Here is a 17,970-nt window from a genome sequence, read left to right as displayed (position 1 = left end):
TTTTTTAGGGTGGCCTGATCAGCTGCGGCCGTCTTGCATCAATTCTTTTACGGACTGTGGGAGCGGGCGAGTGTCGTTGCGCTTTCCAGCTTTGCGAACCTGTCCGGGAAGGTCATGGTTAACGATTTCTTCCAGGCGTTGCGATTGTAGCAACAAACCATCAAGATCTACGCCGCTATCCAGCCCCATTTCATTCAGCATGTGCACCAGGTCTTCGGTACAAATGTTGCCAGTAGCTCCAGGGGCGAATGGGCAACCGCCGAGCCCGCCGAGCGACGCATCGAACTGGTCAACCCCGGCAGCCAGAGCTGCGTACACGTTCGCAAGCCCAAGGCCGCGGGTGTTATGAAAGTGCAGTGTCAGTTCCAGATCTGGCCAGCGTTTGCGAACTTCCTCGCACAGTGATTGCACCTGATTGGGTACCGCCATACCGGTGGTGTCGGCGAGGGTCAGGCTATGGAGTCCTCGCTCCAGATAGGCATCAACAAAACGCAGTATGCGTTCCTGTGACTGCTGACCTTCAAACGGGCAGCCAAAGGTAGTTGCCAGAGAGCCGTTCAGCCGCATGGGGGTGCCCGATGCCATCTCCGCAATGTCTTTGAACTGCTGCAACGACTGATCACAGGTCATGCGCATATTCGCCAGGTTATGGCTTTCGCTGACCGACATGACCAGGTTGATTTCGTCCACGCCAAGCTCTAGCGCACGGGCACAGCCTTTCTGGTTGGGCACGAGGGCAACGTAGCGGGTCGGGGTGTCCTTTCGGATGGCTTGGATGACCTCGGCGGCATCGCTCAGATTGGGGACGGCGCGCGGTGAAACAAACGAGGTAACCTCGATTTTGTTCAAGCCAAGGCCCGCAAGGGCATTGATCAGCTCAACTTTGGTTTCGGTTGGCACGAAATCCGGCTCGCTTTGAAAACCGTCGCGCGTCACCACCTCATTGATGAGTACCCGTTTTGGGATATCAGTAAACATCAGATCACTTCCTTGGCTTTCAGCGCCTGAATATCGTCATCGGAGTAGCCCAGGCTAGCGAGAATTTCGCTGTTATGTTCGCCAAGGCTTGGGCCCACCCAGCGGGTTGCTCCGGGTGTGCCGCTCAGTTTTGGCACTATGCCCGGCAACGAAATCTCGCCGCCACCGGGTAGGGGGCGCTCGATAATCATTTCTCTGGCGCGGAAATGAGGGTCTTCAAAAATCTCGGCGGCGGTGTTGATTCCGCTGGAGGGAACAGCCGCGCCTTCCAGTACGGCCAGGGCGTCTGCAAGGTTATGCTGGGAGGTCCAGGCTTCTATGGCTTCGTCCAGCTCATCACTGCGCTTCGCTCGGCCATCGTTATGGGTCAGCTCGGGATCATCCGCCAGGTCCGGCCGATCAATAGCGTTCATCAGTCGTTTGAAAATGCTGTCGCTGTTGGCGGCAATGACGATGTATCGGTTGTCCCGGCTGCGATACGTGCTGGAGGGTGCAATACCGGGCATGCTGGCACCGGTGCGCTCCCGAACAAACCCAAACATACCGTATTCCGGGATCAGGCTTTCCATAACGCCGAAAACCGCCTCGTACAGAGCCACGTCAACGAACTGACCCTTGCCACCGTTAACCTTCAGGTGGTGCATTGCCATCATTGCGCCGATCACGCCATACAGGGAGGCCAGAGTGTCGCCAATGCTGATGCCGGCACGAACCGGTGGGCGGTCCGGATAGCCCGCAAGATGACGCATACCACCAATTGATTCGGCAATCGCTGCAAAGCCGGGGCGTGCTGCATAGGGGCCGTCCTGGCCATAGCCAGATACGCGAATCATGATCAGTGCAGGATTAATAGCCGACAACTGCTCCCAGCCCAGGTTCCACTTTTCCAGTGTGCCAGGGCGAAAGTTTTCGATAACGATATCGCACTCTTCGACCAGCTTGTGAATCACGGCCTGAGCTTCGGGATCCTTGAGGTTGAGCGTAAGAGATTTTTTGTTTCGGCTCTGGGAGTACCACCAAAGCGAGGTGTCGTTGTGCATTTTGCGCCAACGCCGCAGAGGGTCGCCGGTACCCGGTGGCTCTACCTTTATAACATCTGCACCGAACTGGGCAAGGATGCTGGCGGCATAGGGGCCGGCAATCAGTGACCCCAGTTCAAGCACGCTAACGCCTTCCAGGGGCTGTGGTGTTTTCTCCTGATCCCCTGGGCAGGAAGATTCCTTGGTCATGTTCATCTCACCTTGAATGGCATTGTTATCGTGTTGTTTTACAAAATAATGAGCCGGGAGGGAGAAATAACAAAATGGTTAAATGTGAGCCTGCCATCTCGAAATACGATGGCGAGAGTATTAGCTGGGCGTCAGGTGTTCCAGCAAACGCAATGTTGCATGGGATAAGGGGTGTTGGTTGCTGGTGCATAGTTTAAGTTTTCGGCTTGCCCAGCTGTCATTCAGTGGGATGACCTTAACACGGTGGGTGGTCGCATAAGGTTGCGCGATGTCCTGAGGCATGATGCCAATCCCGAGATCCTGTTCAACCATGCGCAGCAACGCTTCGTAACTTGTGACCTGAATGCGCATGCGAAAGGCCTTCTCAGCGGCAGCTGCGGCTTGCAACAACTTATTGTTGATCGCACTGCCAGTGTGCAAGCCTACATAATCGTATTGCAGGGTTTCGATAAAGCTCAGGCTGTCGGCTTGGCTGAGGGGGTGCTGGTTGGCGGTAATCAAGGCTAGCCGGTCGGACTGGTAAGGGTAAATGTTCAGGTTTTCTGTGTTGCCAAATACCTCGGTAAAAATGCCAATGTCTGCCTGGTTTTGCGCTACCGTTTCAATGATTTCAGAACTGATGCGTTCTTCCAATTGAATCTGGATAAAAGGATGCTGGTCCAGAAACGCCTTTAACTGGCCGGGTAAGAATTGCGTGATCGCTGAAATATTGGCGACGATTCGAACTTCTCCCCGAATACCTTGGGAGTATTCATGCATGCGCGCATGAACCTCTTCTAGCTGATGCAGTACCCCTCTTGATAGCTGTGCGAGAGCCTTTCCCGCCTGAGTGCCCCCAACGCCTCTGTTGGTGCGAACCAGCAACTGAGTGTTGAGGCTGGTTTCGAGCTCACTGATGCGCTTACTGATGGCTGAGGCCGCAATGAATTCTTGCTCAGCCACCGCAGCAATTGTGCCGGTTTCCAAAACGCGCACAAACAGCCGCAATGAGGTGGGGTCCAAATGCATACACAGGCTCCGGGAGGGTTCGCCGTTGATTCTATGGGTTTGGGCTGAAAAAGAAAGTGCAGGGCGGATCTAACGCCTCCCCGCATTAACGAGCGGGCTCTCTATGCGGTACTATGTGCACCCACTAAGCATCCATTCCTTTGAAAGAGCAGCGTGAGGTTTCCATGTTTTCTGCACTGAGCAACTTATTTCGACCTTTAATGCGTTTGGGGCTGGTTGCTCAAATTGCGCTTGGTATTGTCGCAGGCGTGTTACTGGTGATCATATCGCCTGACGCTGCCAGTTCAGTGGCTATACTTGGCCAACTGTTCGTGAAGGCTTTGAAAGCCGTAGCCCCGGTGTTGGTATTTGTTTTGGTGGCTGCGGCCATTGCCGGCCACACGCAGGGGCAACCGACCCACATACGTGGTGTGTTGTTGCTTTATATAATAGGGACGCTTGTTGCAGCAGTGGTTGCTGTGGTCGCCAGCTTTTTGATTCCAACTCAGCTGTCGCTGGACTTGAGTGGGGTCAGCGGTAACCCGCCTTCAAACATCGGCCAAATCCTGAAAAACCTTGTGCTAAGCGCAGTCAACAACCCTGTCAGGGCGCTGATGGAATCCAATTTCATTGCCATACTTGTTTGGGCGGTTGGGCTAGGCTTTATGCTGCGCACTGCGAGCGATACCACTCGCCGGGGGCTCGAGGACTTGTCTGAGGCAATCTCGGGGATTGTGCGTGGCGTGATTCGCCTTGCGCCTTTGGGTATTTTCGGGTTGGTTGCCAACACACTTGCAGAGTCTGGCATCAGTGCTTTGCTGGGTTACGGTCAACTACTCGCTGTTATTGTTGGCTGTATGTTGTTTGTGGCACTGGTTACGAATCCACTTATCGTGTTCTGGCAGATTCGAAGCAACCCCTATCCTTTGGTGTTTGAGTGCTTGCGTGGTAGTGCGATTACTGCATTTTTTACGCGCAGTTCCGCCGCTAATATTCCTGTTAACCTTGAGCTGTCTGAGCGCCTGAAGCTCGACCCCGACACCTATACAATTTCTATCCCTCTTGGCGCTACGGTAAACATGGCGGGCGCTGCTATTACTATTTCTGTGATTACCCTCGCTACTGCCCACACGCTGGGAATCCCGGTTGATTTTGGAACGGCGCTCTTGCTCTGCGTGGTGTCGGCCTTGGCAGCTTGTGGTGTGTCTGGCGTAGCTGGCGGATCGCTTCTGTTGATTCCCTTGGCAACCAGCCTGTTTGGAATTCCAGCGGAAGTGGCCATGCAGGCAGTTGCGATTGGCTTTGTTATCAGCGTGGTTCAGGATTCAGCCGAGACAGCGCTGAATTCCTCTACCGACGTATTGTTCACGGCTGCGGCTTGTCGTCGCGCGGAAGCAAAGCGGGGTTAATCTCCCAGTGGAAAATGTTGAAAGTGATGTCCAATGGAAATCGGGCGGACGATTGTGAACAGCGGTTGGCTGGTTGGTATCGATCTGGGCGGCACCAAAACGGAAGTTATCCTGATAGACCAACAGGGTGGCGGCCGGTTTGATAATCGCGAGCATTTCAGAAAGCGTGTGCCCACTCCCCAGGGGGATTATCACGCTACGCTTCAGACCATACATTCATTGGTACTGGAGGCTGAATCGCTGGCCGGGGTCAGCGGTTTGCCTGTGGGGATTGGCATCCCCGGCAGCGTTTCCGGTATCACCGGTAGAATCAAAAATGGCAACTCCACCTGGCTTAACGGGCAACCTATGCAGGATGACTTACGGGCCCTGCTGCAAAGGCCTGTAATCCTCACCAACGATGCCAACTGCTTGGCGATGTCTGAGGCCACAGATGGTGCGGGTAAAGACTATGACGTAGTGTTCGCCGCCATACTCGGCACAGGCTGTGGTTCAGGCATAAGTGTAAACGGCCGGGTTCTCAGCGGTCCGAACGGTGTTGCAGGTGAATGGGGCCATAACCCACTAGCTTGGACTGCTCAGGAAGAGCTTGAGGAGCGCCCTTGTTTCTGCGGTCGCAATGGATGCAATGAAACATTCCTCTCTGGTACCGGATTGTCTTTAACCCACAAGCTACTGACCAGCAAAGCGCTGCCTGCAAAGGATATTGTGGGAAATGCCAACCAAGGGGATAGGGCGGCAGCCGATTCCCTCAACCACTATCTGGAACACCTGGCCCGTGGCTTGGGGGCCGTTATCAATCTACTCGACCCAGACGTTATCGTACTGGGTGGTGGCATGAGCAACGTAGAACAGATCTACCAGGAACTGCCCCGGCGGTTGCCAGAGTACGTGTTCGGTGGGGAGTGCGGAACACCGATTGTTCGCGCTGCCCATGGAGATTCCAGTGGGGTCAGGGGAGCGGCTTGGTTATCAAAGGCCTGAAGTATCGCCGCCCCGAGATGATTCCATCCTAGAAACTCAACTCAAGCCCCGCATACCAGGTGCGCCCCGCTGCAGGCTCGTAATAGCGATCATTGCTGGCGTTTATGCGAACGTTGGCGAAATGGTCTCTGTCCGTCAGGTTGCGAACCCCCGCGAAACCTTTGAGGAGAAGATTCCTTCCTACGTAAAACGTATCTCCGCCACGCAGGTTGACCAACCAATAGTCGTCTACTTTCACGCTGTTCGCATCATCCGCAAACATGCTTCCGACATAGCGGGTTTCCAGCGTAGCAAAGGTGCCACCTAAACCCTGCCACTGTAGCCGGTTGGACCAGAGTTGTTCTGGCAAACCGGGCAGCCGGTTACCATCGTAATTATTGCCACCCGAGCTGTACTCATCAAATGTGTAGTCGGCCAGGGTGAGGGCAGTTTCAAACCGCCAGCTTTGGTTAAGCAGCCAGCCCGCCGTGGCTTCTATGCCTTTTCTCGTTGTGTCTCCGGCATTGCGGTAGAAGGTTCTGTCATCAGGCCCGGGTAGCTGGTAGGGAATTAGCTCATCGCGAGCATCCACCCAAAACAGTGTGAGGTCGTAATCCATTCCGTAATCAAAGGCGCCACGCAGCCCCAGTTCATGGTTAAGGGACTTTTGCGGTTGAGTATCAGGGTTTAGCCCGCCCACGCCGGATGGGTTGGCAAACTCTGAAAAGGTTGGGGTCTCAAAGGCGGTACTGATATTTGTAAAAAATTGGTGATTAGGCAGATAGCGATAGCTCAACCCTGCAGAACCGCTCCATTCCCTGAAGGTGCGATCCCCACTTTGGTCTCCATCGGAAAGATACTCGTCGGAAACGTCCATCTGAATTCGGTCGAATCGACCGCCGATGGATAAAATCAGCTGGTCCGTTAAGTTCAAATCGCCCTGAGCAAAGGTGCTTAAGGACGTGGCAGTTTGAAGCTCGTCTGCAGTTAGTCCCTGCAAATCACCAGCGAAGCTCATTTGCGTTCGAATGCGGTCGTCCCGTTGTTCCCGGGCTTCCACTCCGGCTACATATCGAAACGGCAATCCTGCAACCGTGAATGACTGGCGATAGTCTGTGCTCGCCCCAAAGTAGTTTCTGTTGTAGTCAATACGGCTGGGGCCTGGAAAAGGAAGCTGCTGTTCGAAGTTGCGTCGCAGGTAATAAACTTTCCCATGCAGTTCCCCTGCGCCCGCTGAGAGATCCTGGTATTGCAGGCCAATCACTTGCTGGTCTACGGTTTGCCCGGTGTCATATTCTTCGGTGAAACGCCCAGCTTGAGTTCTGTCTTCAGCGACCTGTTCTGCGGTGAGGGCCCCCGGATCTTGTGAGCGTGGGTTATCAAGCAGGTTGATGATAGCGGTGATGGAACGCTCGCTGTCCATTTGCCAGCGTAGCTTGGAATTGAACAGGTATTTTTCAACTCCTGCCTGATCGCGGTAGCCTTCGTAGTTCAAGGCCGACAGGTTCACATTGTGTGACCAGTTGCCATTGCTGCCGCTGTTGCTGAGGGAAAGTTTGCCGAAGCTGTTGCTTCCACCCGTAGCTCGAACCGAGGTCTGATCCGGGTTACTTTGCCCGTCTGCCGTGGCCACACTGATAACACCACCTGCAGCATTTCCGTACAAAACTGAAGCAGGGCCGCGGATGACTTCTATGCGCTCAGCGCTGTCCAGGTCGATAGCGTCTAACTGTGCCTGCCCGTCAGGCAAGGTGTAGGGAATTCCATCTACTACAATCATTACACCCCGAACGCCAAAAGGTGCGCGGGAACCAAAGCCCCGTATTGCTACTCGCTCTCCCTGAGCATAGTTTTCCTGATTCTGCAGATAAATACCTGGCACCTGACTCAAGGTTTCATCGAGTTTCAACATGGGTTGGCCATTTTTAATGGCTTCAGGCCTTATAACCGACATGGATACGGGCGTTTCGTATAGCTCTCGCTCTATAACCGGCGCCGTAACCGTGATGACTGCACCGGTTTGGGCATGAGCCGTGAAGGGTATTGCAGCAAAACCAATCAAGCAGGCAAAAGCAGTTTTGTTGTTTTTCATGGTGCTGGCCTCATGGAATTCCTGATTCGTATAAAAAGAGCTATCTAATAGCGCCGAGTCACAGTCTTTCAGTGACCGCCCTTTGGTCTCAATGAGCCTTTGTGCTTGTAATCCTCCGAAATAGAGCGACCAAAGAAGTACAGCCAAAGTAGGTCCTAGTCCCAAAGTTCTGTTTGCCTTGCCTTCTAAATAAGCACTAAATCAGCCCCCTTGGCTGATTTCTCATATTTCCCCGATGCCGCAGCATGAGGTTTCACCTGCTAACCAATCGTGCAGGAAATTCAAATGGACTGGGGGATTTATGAACAATAACAACTTGAAAAAGTCAGTCATGGTTTTGGCAATTACGTCTGCTCTGGGCACAAGCATGGGAGCCAGCGCTTCCGTCGATCTGTATAACGAAGAAGGTACGTCCTTTTCTGTAGATGGCTACTTCAACGCGTTTTACGTAACCCGTGAGGATGAAATTCCAGACACACGGGATACCCGAATCAAAATGGGCTTCCTGCCAAATACTATTGGTTTTAACTTCAGCAAAGACGTGGGCTACCTGGTGTTGGGGGGGCGATCGTCATTCTGGACAACCATAAACGATAGTCTTGATTCCCCAACCGATACGGCAATCGATGTTCGCCAGTTTTACGCGACGGTGGATGGCGTATTTGGCCAAGTGCTGATTGGTAAAGATTTCGGCCTTTTTGCTCGTTCGAATATCTTCCTTGATGAAATCCTGATGGGTTTTGGCTCTCCGGGAGCCGCAGGTGGCGTGTCCTTTGGCAATATTCGTGCAGGCTACCCGTACCCAACGCCTTCAGCCCAGATAACTTATCGCTCGCCAGACTTCAATGGACTGCAGGTTGCCGTCGGTGCTCTAGACCCAGCTGACACGGTAACTGGAGCAGGTGATGAGAACTCAGCACCCCGGATGGAATCAGAGATTACCTATAAGGTTGATCTCGATGGTGTAGTGGTCACTGGTTGGCTGAATGGTCGGTATCAGTCGTCAACCAACGGAACCACCACCATTGATAGTTCTGGCGTGGGATATGGCATTAAAGGCTCTGTCGCCGGATTTACATTTGCTGCATCGGGTTTCGATTCTAAAGGTAATAGCCCGGTACTGGTGGTGAATGAAGCATTAACGGAAGAAAGCGCCGACGGCTATTTAGTTCAGGCGTCCTATGCGTTCGGCCCGAATAAGATCGTGTTGTCTCATGGAAAAACTGACGCAGAAATTCTGGATTTGAAAACTGAAAGCAATACCTTTGGCCTCTTCCACGACGTGAACAGTAACTTCAAGTTGGTGGCTGAGTACAACATGTACAAGGACAAAAAACGGACATCCAGCATAGTCAGCACTGAGACAGACACGATCGCACTTGGCGCTATCGTCAATTTTTAGGTGTTCTGATTCAGATTTAGATAGCGGGTGGTGGAAACAGCGCGTGTGCCGCCCGATTATCAAGGCTGCTAATACCAAAGTACTGGCTTTTGTCCATGCCCGGCCGCCTAATCTTGGGGGGTTTAGAGTAAAGCCATATTAAACAACAGGTTATAGTGAATGTTGTAAGCAAATCAAAAGCACTCAAGTCGCATTGGCGCGTTACCTGGATCCCGTAAAATTAACGTATAGCTATTTCCCGTGGAACCACCCCCTATGACGTCAGTATCAATCCTGCCTGCGGTGCAAGTTGCAAGCTCCGGTAATCGAGCCCCGGGCTCGGCCGCCAAGGATCTAGCGAGCCAACTGCTACACGAACACTTGGGCCATGTGTTGTTCTTTTGCTCTGCGGAATATGACCTTAACCAACTCGGCCTGGCTCTTGAGCGAGAGTTTGCAGGCGTTGAGCTTTCAGGATGTACGTCAGCAGGTGAGATCACCCCTCAGGGATATGACCGGGGCTGCATCACAGCCATCGGCTTTGATCGCCGATATTTTGCGATTGAGAGTGCACTGATCGGGGAAATGGATCGATTTACCTTGAGGGATGCCCAGAGTGTCGTTGATGACCTGCTTTCTGGCTGCCGGGACGCGAAGCTTGCCCCGATAAAGGGAAACACCTTTGCACTAACGCTTCTGGATGGGCTCTCAAGCCGTGAGGAGTTGGTGCTGGCAGCCTTGAACTCTGTGCTTGGCAGCATTCCTCAATTTGGCGGTTCCGCGGGTGATGATGAACACCTGGCAGACACCTATGTATTTCACCAGGGGCGCTTTCATGCCGGAGCAGCAACCGTATTGTTGATTAATACGCCTTTGGATTTCCGGGTGTTTACTACCCATCATTTGATTGAAGGTAGCGAAAAGCTTGTTGTAACCCATGCGAGTGCAGATACCCGCACTGTATACGAACTCAACGCCGAGCCCGCCGCAGAAGCCTACGCCCGTGCGGTTGGCGTAACAGTCAATGCGTTGAGCCGGGAGGTTTTTGCTCTGCAGCCTTTGGGAGTAAAGATCGGCAGTCATTACTTTGTTCGCTCGATCCAGCGGGTTAACCCCGATAAAAGTCTGACCTTCTATTGCGCGGTGGAAACGGGAATAGTTATGACGGCCATGGGGCAAGGATCGCTGCTTGGAGCCGTGCGGGATCAGTTAGAAGACTCCGAGCGTGTTGTCGGTAAACCCTTGGTAACTATAGGGTGTGATTGCTTTTTGCGCAGATTGGAAGCAGAGCTGACTGGTGAGTCAGAGGCAGTTTCAGGCTTTTTACGCCGCCATAACGTGGTTGGATTTAACACCTACGGCGAGCAGTACAACGGAATGCACATCAACCAGAGATTTACGGGGGTGGTCATTGGTCAACCCGATCGCTAGTGCCAACGAACACTTGTTTGTAGCTTCAAGCAAGGAAGCCTGTCTGGCGACAGAGGCCCTGCAGCAAAAAGTTGCACATTTAGAGGCCGACAATGAACGTTTACGAAAAATCAGGGACGCCCTGATCGTTCGGGTTGAATCGGGATCTGTATACAAGCCTGAGCCCTACGCGGCGTTTGAGCACTCTGTTGTGCTGGCGGAACAGGTGCGTGAACGTACCGAAGCCCTGAGTCGTGCCCGCGAGGAAGCGGAGACTACTCGTCAACGTCTGAGTGATGCTATTGAGAGTATTGCTGATGGCTTTGTGCTTTTTGATCATGACCACCGTCTGATTCAAAGCAACAGCCGTTTTCGAAGTTATTGGCGTCAGGCAGGAGTGGCCATGCCTTCGCCGGGCACTCATATCAATGATGTTCGTGCACTTGCCATGAACTCCGGAATGATCCTCGAGGAACACAGCGAACCAGGCTCTGAGGGTGAGGTGTTTTTGCTCAGCAATGAGCGCTGGGTGCAAATGACCGAACGCCCCACCCGTGAGGGCGGTTTGGTTGTGCTTTACTCAGATATTACCGACGTAAAAAACAGCGAAATGGCGCGCCGTTTGAGTGCACTGGAGGAAAGCGAGCGCTGGATTCGGGTTGTGACCGACCATGTGCCGGCACTCATCGCCTATGTGGGGGCAGACAAGAGCATTCAGTTTTGCAACCAGGTTTATGCTGCTTGGTACGGGCGCGGTGGCGAGTCACCTTTGGGCAAGTGCCTGAGTGACATCCATCATCCCGAGCTGTATGAGCGGCTGCAACCGTACATAGAAAGTGTAATGTCTGGAAACAGCGTCACTTTTGAATTTGAAGAGTTCGGCGAGCAGGGCCAGGAACGCTTTATGCTTAGGTCATACGTGCCTAATTTTGGCGAGCAAGGTGAGATTGCCGGCTTTTTTGTTCTCATCAGGGATATAAGCGATCGACGGAAAGCTGCGGAGGCCCTTGAGCGGGCTTATGATGAACTGGAATGTCGGGTAACAGAACGCACCTTGGCGCTGACAGACGTAAACACCCAATTGCGGCAAGAGATTGCTGAGCGCAATGCAGCAGAAGCGCGTTTGCGGGATGCGAAACTGGAGGCTGAACGTGCCAACCTTTCCAAGACAAAGTTTCTGGCTGCGGTCAGCCACGATCTGTTACAGCCGCTGAATGCTGCAAGGCTATTCACCAGCGCTTTGCAGGCACACTCCTTCGGCCCAAGAGCTGAAGATCTGGTTCACTCGGTTAGTGCATCGTTGGACGATGTAGAGGGCTTGCTAGGCACCCTGGTCGACATATCAAAGCTGGACGCGGGAGTTATCAAGCCGGATGTGACTGCGTTTGATCTGCGGGATCTTCTTATTAATATCGCACGGGAATTTCGGCAGCTGGCGAATGCAGAGGGGCTGCAGTTCGACTTTGTGGGATGCTCCGCAATAGTTGATTCGGATTCCCAGTTATTGGCACGGATTCTTCGTAATTTTCTTACTAATGCGATCCGCTACACAGGCAAAGGCCGTGTGCTGCTCGGCTGTCGACGGGAAGCCGGTTCTGTAGTGTTGCAGGTTTGGGATACAGGCCCGGGCATTCCGCAGAATAAGCTGGCTGAGATATTCCAGGAATTTAAACGTGTGCATCCAACGAATTCCCAGACGGATAAAGGGCTTGGGTTGGGCTTGGCGATAGTCGATAAGATTTCTCGAATACTGAACCATGAGGTCAGTGTGTCTTCGGTAGAAGGTAAGGGCTCCGTGTTCACTGTTCGTGTACCTCTAGCCACGCACAAACCCAATCCAGCACTCGTGAAGCGGGACGCCATAACCCATATTGGTCAGGAGTTGGATGGATGCAGACTATGGGTTGTCGATAATGATTCTGCCATTTGCCACGGCATGAAGGTGGTGCTGGAAACCTGGGGTTGCGAGGTGATTACGGCAGTATCGATGGCAGATCTGAAGCGCCAACTGGACCCATCAGAAGAGCCAGTGGATGTAATACTGGCAGACTATCATTTGGATAACGATGAGAATGGTGTTGATACAGTGGCCGCTATCAACGGGAGCCGGCGAACGCCGGTGCCGGTCGTGATGATCACCGCTAACTACACCAATGAATTGAAACAGCACATCCGCGAGTTGGGTTATGTGTTGATGAATAAGCCCGTCAAGCCACTCAAACTTCGCAGTGCTTTGAATCACATACTACGAAGCGTGTGACCCGTGAGCGCAGCCACTAGCGTTTCAGGTAGTGGCTGAAATCGACATCGCCTGCCGAAAGAATGGCCTGCACTCGGTTGTGAACGCCGAGCTTTCTCAGTATTGCAGACACATGGGCTTTAACAGTGGTTTCGGCAATATTGAGGTTGTAGGCAATTTGCTTGTTGGATTCGCCTTTCGCCATACGCTCCAGCACCAGTAGCTGGCGACGGGTGAGGGAATTCAGCATTTCGGCAGAAACCGGGTTGTCGTCACTTCGGCTGCGCCGGCTGTTGTTGCTTTCTTTACCTGTGCGAATGATATCTGACGGTAAATAGACATTCCCGTTGAGAATCTGTTGAATCGCTTTGGTCATCTCCTGCCGGGGCGAAGACTTGGTAATAAAGCCTACCGCGCCGTAAGTGATGGCCTGCAAAACCACCTGCTTATCTTCTTCTGCAGAGACAATAACCACTGGAATGGTTGGGGCTTCGTTTCGCAAAGTCATTAACCCGTTCAGTCCGTTCATTCCTGGCATGTTCAAATCCAGAAGAATCAGGTCGAGATCATCGTTCTCGCGAGTCACTGAAAGGGCGCTGTCCAGATCATCGGTTTGCAGAACCTCGCTACCTTCAACACCAGACACAATAACGCTGCTAATAGCCTCGCGGAAAAGAGGGTGGTCGTCAGCGATCAGAATTTTATAAGTCGGCTCCATTAACGTGCCTGCCCGTTGGTCGTCAGTGGCGGAAGTGGTTTCCGGATTATGATAACTGGTTTCATCTGCAAATACGGTGCTGGCTTGGTTAAGCATGGCGAGGCCCCTGATTTTTGTTGTAGTTGTGCCATTACACGCCACTGTCGCCAGGAGTTGAATGCGACTATTGCATCAAAAATTAGAGACTAAAGTACTATTTTTGACTTTTGTCAGGGCTGAATCTTCAAAATTCCGGCGGGACAGGGGTAATTACCTGTACTGGAAGATCAGAATTCTCCCAGGAATCTATACCGTCTTTATACCAGTACAGGTTGGTGAATCCAGCCTGGTGTAGGCGACGTGTAGCGTTCCAGGAGAGCCAGCAGTCGGATTTGCACATCACCACAACAGGGTGGTCCTGGTTGTTTGTCGTAAGCTTGAGTGCATTTTTAACAAGATAGTCCTGCCAGGGTTGGTTTAGCTCGCCGCGCCCGGTATTGGGCAGCCAGAAGGCGCCGGGCACCGAGGTATGAGGCTTTGTCTCAATGAATAACGATGCTCTGTATTCAGAGTTGATTACGTCAATCACTACGGGGCGAGGGCTTGTTTGCAGTAGCGCCTGAAGCTCTCTCGTAGTGACTGTTTCGGCGCCTGGAACAGTGTCAGGCGTGGGGCTTCGGTAACGGTCGATCCGATAGCCATCCGAAGAAAAAAGAGAGGTGGATGCCAGCACAGGCAGGGCAAAAACAAGCATGAGTAAACACAGAGCTTTCATCATGGTGTTCCAGTAGCTTCATGAAGTGTAACAACCAAACTACGTGAGCCTCAAAAGTGGGTAAATATTCGAAAAGTCGTAAAAGAGCAGTACTAAGTAGACAGTACTAAAGAACCATTTAGCCAGAATGGGAGCGGGGTAGGATAAAAGCATCTTTTCTTTAGCCGGGCCTTAATCAGGCCGGGCGTTCTGAGGTAATGCACCATGAAGGTCGTACTTGCAGATGGTCAACGGTTAGTAAGGGATGCAACAGCCTGCCTGCTGAGGAGTACCATGCCGGGCATTATTGTTATGACTGCGGATAGTGGCGCGCAAGCAGTCAATGAGTACGCTGATCATGCTCCGGATGTTCTTATTACGGAGACATTGCTTCCCGACTATTCCGGGCTGGAGCTCTGCAGGCGCATCCGCCAGAGATGGCGCAGAGCCAACGTTCTGTTTTTATCCTCCATGGACGACGCAGGCCTTGTTAAGCAAGCGCTTGGGCTCGGGGCCCAAGGCTACATATCGAAAAACTGCAGCTCTACGGAACTAACAAGAGCCATTGAAAAAGCTGCGGGTGGGGAAGTGTACCTTGAACATGATTTGGCCACCCAGATGGCCATGGTGCAGTCGGGACGTAACTGTCTTAAAAACACTGTTGGTAATAGATTAACTGAGATGACACAACGCGAACTGGAGGTACTGATTCTTACTGCGCGCGGGGTGCCCAATAAAACCATTGCCGAGCGCTTGAATATCAGTGTGAAGACCGTTGCCAACCACCTGTCTGTACTCAAAAACAAGCTGGAAATTTCATCCTCGCTTGGTCTGTTACACTTTGCCGTGGATTCCGGGCTGGTCCAGTTTGGAGCTGCGGGCAGCGAAAGCCCTGCCTGTTTTAACTGATTCCTGCAGGGCATTCTTTCCCTTTACGCATAAAGCACAATCAAATTTACCAATCTACCGGGCAACCTGCACACTCGTCCATAAAGGTACCTACAAACGTTGCGTAGTGGATGCGGGTGTTTCGTAGATCTGCGCCGGCCAGATTGGCGCTTCCGAACTTGGCTTCTTGCAGGTTGGCCCCAAACAGGTTGGCATCAGCCAGGTCGACTTTTGGTAGCCAGGCTATTTCAAGGCTTGCGAAGGTCAGGTCGGTTTCTATAAGTGTAGCGCCAGAGAACCTTGCAAAATCGAAGTTAGCCCCAGCCATATTGGAGCCAGTGAAATCCGCACCCTGGGCGAACAAGTATTGACCGGTAGCGCCCTGAAGTTCCGCCTCGCGAATGCTTGCCCCGCGTACATCGGCTCTATACAAGTTGACGCGATAGGCGGTTATCTTGTCCAGCTTGGCGCCTTTGAGGTTGGCGCTCCTCAAACTGGTGTGATTCAGAATAGCTCCGGTAAGATCGGCGCCGCTGAAGTCAACAGACTTCAAATCCAGGTTCGACATATCTGCACCCCGAAGGTCAGCGCCAGAGCACACAGAGTGTTGCTCCAATATGCAGCCATTAATCTCCGGTGGGCGCACATCCGCCAGATAGTCCTCTGCTAAAGCAGGCGTGATGAAGGTGAGTAGAGCCAGCTTTATTATTGTCTTCATGGTGTACTCCGGAACAAGTCAGGAGCCGCCGTGTATTGGCGGCTCCCTTTGTTGATGGACTAGATTAGTGGATCACTTGGCCGCCGTTGCCCAAGAGGGGATCTTGAACACCCAGAAAGACCCACCTTGCGAAATAGGCTTGGTCAGTTCAGCCATATCGCCACCCCAGAGAGGCACGGCCCCGCCATAGCCTGAGGTAACACCTACGTACTGTTCGCCATCCATTTCCCAGGTGATGGGTGGGGAGATGATTCCCGAGCCTGTCTGGAACTTCCAAAGCTCTTCGCCAGTATCTGCATCGAATGCCTTGAAGTAGCCATCGCCTGTACCGGTGAATACCAGGCCACCCTTGGTGGCCAGCACGCCGGCCCATAGAGGCATGGGCTCTTTATGCTCCCATTTAACCTTGCCACTTAGTGGGTCCATCGCCCGCAGTATGCCAACGTGGTCGTCGTACATGCGTTTGATTCGGAAGCCCTGGCCAAGGTAGGCAGCACCTTTTTTGTAGGTGACTTCTTCTGTCCAGTAATCTTCTTTCCAGTGGTTGGCTGGTATGTAGAACAAACCGGTGTCCTGGCTGTAAGCCATAGGGTTCCAGTTCTTACCACCGAGGAAGGGTGGTGATACTTCGATAGATTCGCCGCGGGTTTCACCTTCGGGAACGGGTGGTGGACGCTGGCCTTTGCCTTCCACAGGGCGGCCGTCTGAACCAATACTGGTGGCCCAGGTGATGTTATCCACGAATGGGAAGGCATTCTGGAATTCACCATTGGTGCGATCAACCAGGTAGAAATAGCCGTTTCTATCAGCGTGAGCGGTCGCTTTTACGTTTTTGCCGTCTTTGGTGTATTCAAAAAGAACCAACTCGTTGTTGCCGGAGAAATCCCAGGCATCGTTCGGAGTGTGCTGATAGAACCATTTCACTTCACCGGTGGTCGGGTCCACCGCTACCTGACCAGAGGTATACAGGTTGTCGTAGTCTGCCGGATCACCACCGGGAGATGTACGCTTCCAGGTATTCCAGGGGGCAGGGTTGCCTGCGCCAACAATGATCGTGTTGGTTTCAACATCAAAGCTTGCACTTTGCCATGGCGCACCGCCACCCTGGCTCCAGGCTTCCACTTTTCCAGTCTCGGTATTGGGGTCATCTGGCCAGCTGGGAGCACGTGGGTCGCCAGAGGGTGTGCTCTTCTCGCCATTCAAGCGGCCATAATGCCCTTCAACAAATGGGCGCATCCAGATCTCTTTACCTGTCTCGGGATCCCGGGCGTAGAGCTTGCCAACAACGCCGAACTCATCACCCGACGAGCCATGAATGAGCATAACCTTGCCGGTTTTCTGATCCTTGATCAGTGTTGGGGCTCCGGTCATGGTGTAGCCCGCTTCGTGATCACCAAACTTCACGCGCCAGGCGACTTTTCCGGTTTTTTTGTTGAGAGCAACAATGCCCGCGTCGAGGGTGCCGAAGAAAACCTTGTCGCCGAAAATCGCTGCGCCCCGGTTTACAACATCGCAGCAGGGGCGAATGCCTTCCGGCAAACGATGGCTGTATTCCCAAAGCCGCTTACCACTTTTTGCATCCAGGGCGTACAGGCGTGAGTAGGAACCGGTTACGTAGATGATGCCGTCGTGTACCAGGGCTTGAGACTCCTGGCCTCGCTGCTTTTCATCCCCGAACGAGAACGACCAGGCTGGAACCATTCGTTCGACGTTGTCTTTGTTGATCATGGTCATTGGGCTGTAGCGTTGAGCCTTAGGACCAATTCCGTATCCGAGAACGTCCTGTGTGGTTTCAGCATCGTTAACGATGTCATCCCATGTAACGCCTGTTGCATGTGCCTGAGTCGCTAACCCAGCTGCGCCTATGGATAGCGCCAGGCTGATACCGCGCATCAGGGGGCGCTTGGTAAACAGTGTTTTCATGACTTTCCCCTTAATTGTTGTTGTGACAAACGCATTCGTTGGTTGCGTTGACGCCATGAGTATTGGCATGGAGTGCTCAATCAGGCGACGGAGAAAACCATGAGGTGATCGGGATACGGGGTACTGCAATCCGGGAAATTTTCCTGACAGATGTGCAACACGCTGATTGTTCAGTTTTTCCGTTTCCCGGGGCAGGGGGCTCGTGCTTTGGCCTCTGGTCGATAGGTCTACTACCAAAGATCTAAGGCGCAGCAGCCAAAGTGGAGTACACCGGCAAGTAAGGCATTTCTTAGACTTGGAGA

Annotated in this window: 14 protein-coding genes; 6 read left to right on the top strand and 8 right to left on the bottom strand. The window is 52.8% G+C overall.

Going from position 1 to position 17,970, the window contains the following annotated elements:
• Nucleotides 1-18: 18 nt before the first annotated feature.
• From AADB16_RS11665 to AADB16_RS11655, 3 genes are all read right to left on the bottom strand, one after another.
• The gene (locus AADB16_RS11665; RefSeq protein WP_410803650.1) at nucleotides 19-966 is read right to left on the bottom strand and encodes a hydroxymethylglutaryl-CoA lyase; all 948 of its coding nucleotides are present in this window, start codon (nucleotides 964-966) and stop codon (nucleotides 19-21) included.
• Between the two features lie 11 nt (nucleotides 967-977).
• Nucleotides 978-2,207: a CaiB/BaiF CoA transferase family protein gene (locus tag AADB16_RS11660; RefSeq protein WP_410803450.1), complete on the bottom strand. Its 1,230-nt coding sequence runs from the start codon at nucleotides 2,205-2,207 to the stop codon at nucleotides 978-980.
• Between the two features lie 120 nt (nucleotides 2,208-2,327).
• Entirely contained in the window at nucleotides 2,328-3,215 is an 888-nt protein-coding gene (locus AADB16_RS11655) for a LysR family transcriptional regulator (RefSeq protein WP_410803448.1), read from the bottom strand.
• 164 nt (nucleotides 3,216-3,379) lie between these two features.
• On the opposite strand from AADB16_RS11655, the gene sstT reads away from it, so the two are divergent.
• Entirely contained in the window at nucleotides 3,380-4,603 is a 1,224-nt protein-coding gene (gene sstT, locus AADB16_RS11650) for a serine/threonine transporter SstT (RefSeq protein WP_309044578.1), read from the top strand.
• Between the two features lie 33 nt (nucleotides 4,604-4,636).
• Nucleotides 4,637-5,587, top strand: coding sequence for an ROK family protein (locus tag AADB16_RS11645; protein WP_410803445.1), 951 nt, complete (start codon nucleotides 4,637-4,639; stop codon nucleotides 5,585-5,587).
• A gap of 28 nt (nucleotides 5,588-5,615) precedes the next feature.
• Here AADB16_RS11645 and AADB16_RS11640 read toward each other — a convergent pair whose 3' ends face one another.
• Nucleotides 5,616-7,658: a TonB-dependent receptor family protein gene (locus AADB16_RS11640; RefSeq protein WP_410803443.1), complete on the bottom strand. Its 2,043-nt coding sequence runs from the start codon at nucleotides 7,656-7,658 to the stop codon at nucleotides 5,616-5,618.
• A 301-nt stretch (nucleotides 7,659-7,959) separates the two neighbouring features.
• On the opposite strand from AADB16_RS11640, the gene AADB16_RS11635 reads away from it, so the two are divergent.
• The 3 genes from AADB16_RS11635 (at nucleotide 7,960) to AADB16_RS11625 (ending at nucleotide 12,709) form a co-directional block, all read left to right on the top strand.
• Nucleotides 7,960-9,060 carry a porin gene (locus AADB16_RS11635; RefSeq protein ID WP_410803441.1) on the top strand — a complete coding sequence of 367 codons (1,101 nt, stop codon included), beginning with the start codon at nucleotides 7,960-7,962 and terminating at the stop codon, nucleotides 9,058-9,060.
• A 255-nt stretch (nucleotides 9,061-9,315) separates the two neighbouring features.
• Complete coding sequence (gene nosP / locus AADB16_RS11630) at nucleotides 9,316-10,470, top strand: nitric oxide-sensing protein NosP (RefSeq protein ID WP_410803439.1); 1,155 nt, start codon at nucleotides 9,316-9,318, stop codon at nucleotides 10,468-10,470.
• A 58-nt stretch (nucleotides 10,471-10,528) separates the two neighbouring features.
• Nucleotides 10,529-12,709: a NahK/ErcS family hybrid sensor histidine kinase/response regulator gene (locus tag AADB16_RS11625; protein WP_410803648.1), complete on the top strand. Its 2,181-nt coding sequence runs from the start codon at nucleotides 10,529-10,531 to the stop codon at nucleotides 12,707-12,709.
• A gap of 16 nt (nucleotides 12,710-12,725) precedes the next feature.
• On the opposite strand, the gene AADB16_RS11620 is transcribed toward AADB16_RS11625, so the two are convergent.
• A complete protein-coding gene (locus AADB16_RS11620) occupies nucleotides 12,726-13,406 on the bottom strand; it encodes a response regulator transcription factor (RefSeq protein WP_309044580.1) in 681 nt (226 codons plus the stop codon).
• Nucleotides 13,407-13,629: 223 nt separating this feature from the next.
• Nucleotides 13,630-14,160: a rhodanese-like domain-containing protein gene (locus AADB16_RS11615; protein WP_309044458.1), complete on the bottom strand. Its 531-nt coding sequence runs from the start codon at nucleotides 14,158-14,160 to the stop codon at nucleotides 13,630-13,632.
• A gap of 204 nt (nucleotides 14,161-14,364) precedes the next feature.
• Here AADB16_RS11615 and AADB16_RS11610 point away from each other — a divergent pair, with 204 nt between their 5' ends.
• The gene (locus tag AADB16_RS11610) at nucleotides 14,365-15,048 is read left to right on the top strand and encodes a response regulator (RefSeq protein WP_410803437.1); all 684 of its coding nucleotides are present in this window, start codon (nucleotides 14,365-14,367) and stop codon (nucleotides 15,046-15,048) included.
• Between the two features lie 46 nt (nucleotides 15,049-15,094).
• Here AADB16_RS11610 and AADB16_RS11605 read toward each other — a convergent pair whose 3' ends face one another.
• Nucleotides 15,095-15,745, bottom strand: a complete 651-nt coding sequence (locus tag AADB16_RS11605; protein ID WP_410803435.1) for a pentapeptide repeat-containing protein — start codon at nucleotides 15,743-15,745, stop codon at nucleotides 15,095-15,097.
• A 72-nt stretch (nucleotides 15,746-15,817) separates the two neighbouring features.
• Nucleotides 15,818-17,668, bottom strand: coding sequence for a methanol/ethanol family PQQ-dependent dehydrogenase (locus tag AADB16_RS11600; protein ID WP_410803433.1), 1,851 nt, complete (start codon nucleotides 17,666-17,668; stop codon nucleotides 15,818-15,820).
• Nucleotides 17,669-17,970 lie beyond the last annotated feature (302 nt).

The sequence above is a fragment of the Marinobacter sp. KMM 10035 genome (assembly GCF_046537445.1).
Classification (GTDB): Bacteria; Pseudomonadota; Gammaproteobacteria; order Pseudomonadales; family Oleiphilaceae; genus Marinobacter; species Marinobacter sediminicola.
The sequence above is the reverse complement of the archived record's forward strand: the minus strand, read 5'-3'. Positions and strand labels throughout refer to the sequence as shown.

Coding starts and splice junctions, on each gene's coding strand:
- AADB16_RS11610 (WP_410803437.1), top strand. CDS start 14,365: ATGAAGGTCGTACTTGCAGATGGTCAACGGTTAGTAAGGGATGCAACA.
- AADB16_RS11660 (WP_410803450.1), bottom strand. CDS start 2,207: ATGACCAAGGAATCTTCCTGCCCAGGGGATCAGGAGAAAACACCACAG.
- AADB16_RS11605 (WP_410803435.1), bottom strand. CDS start 15,745: ATGAAGACAATAATAAAGCTGGCTCTACTCACCTTCATCACGCCTGCT.
- AADB16_RS11635 (WP_410803441.1), top strand. CDS start 7,960: ATGAACAATAACAACTTGAAAAAGTCAGTCATGGTTTTGGCAATTACG.
- AADB16_RS11645 (WP_410803445.1), top strand. CDS start 4,637: ATGGAAATCGGGCGGACGATTGTGAACAGCGGTTGGCTGGTTGGTATC.
- AADB16_RS11615 (WP_309044458.1), bottom strand. CDS start 14,160: ATGAAAGCTCTGTGTTTACTCATGCTTGTTTTTGCCCTGCCTGTGCTG.
- AADB16_RS11655 (WP_410803448.1), bottom strand. CDS start 3,215: ATGCATTTGGACCCCACCTCATTGCGGCTGTTTGTGCGCGTTTTGGAA.
- AADB16_RS11600 (WP_410803433.1), bottom strand. CDS start 17,668: ATGAAAACACTGTTTACCAAGCGCCCCCTGATGCGCGGTATCAGCCTG.
- sstT (WP_309044578.1), top strand. CDS start 3,380: ATGTTTTCTGCACTGAGCAACTTATTTCGACCTTTAATGCGTTTGGGG.
- nosP (WP_410803439.1), top strand. CDS start 9,316: ATGACGTCAGTATCAATCCTGCCTGCGGTGCAAGTTGCAAGCTCCGGT.
- AADB16_RS11640 (WP_410803443.1), bottom strand. CDS start 7,658: ATGAAAAACAACAAAACTGCTTTTGCCTGCTTGATTGGTTTTGCTGCA.
- AADB16_RS11620 (WP_309044580.1), bottom strand. CDS start 13,406: ATGGAGCCGACTTATAAAATTCTGATCGCTGACGACCACCCTCTTTTC.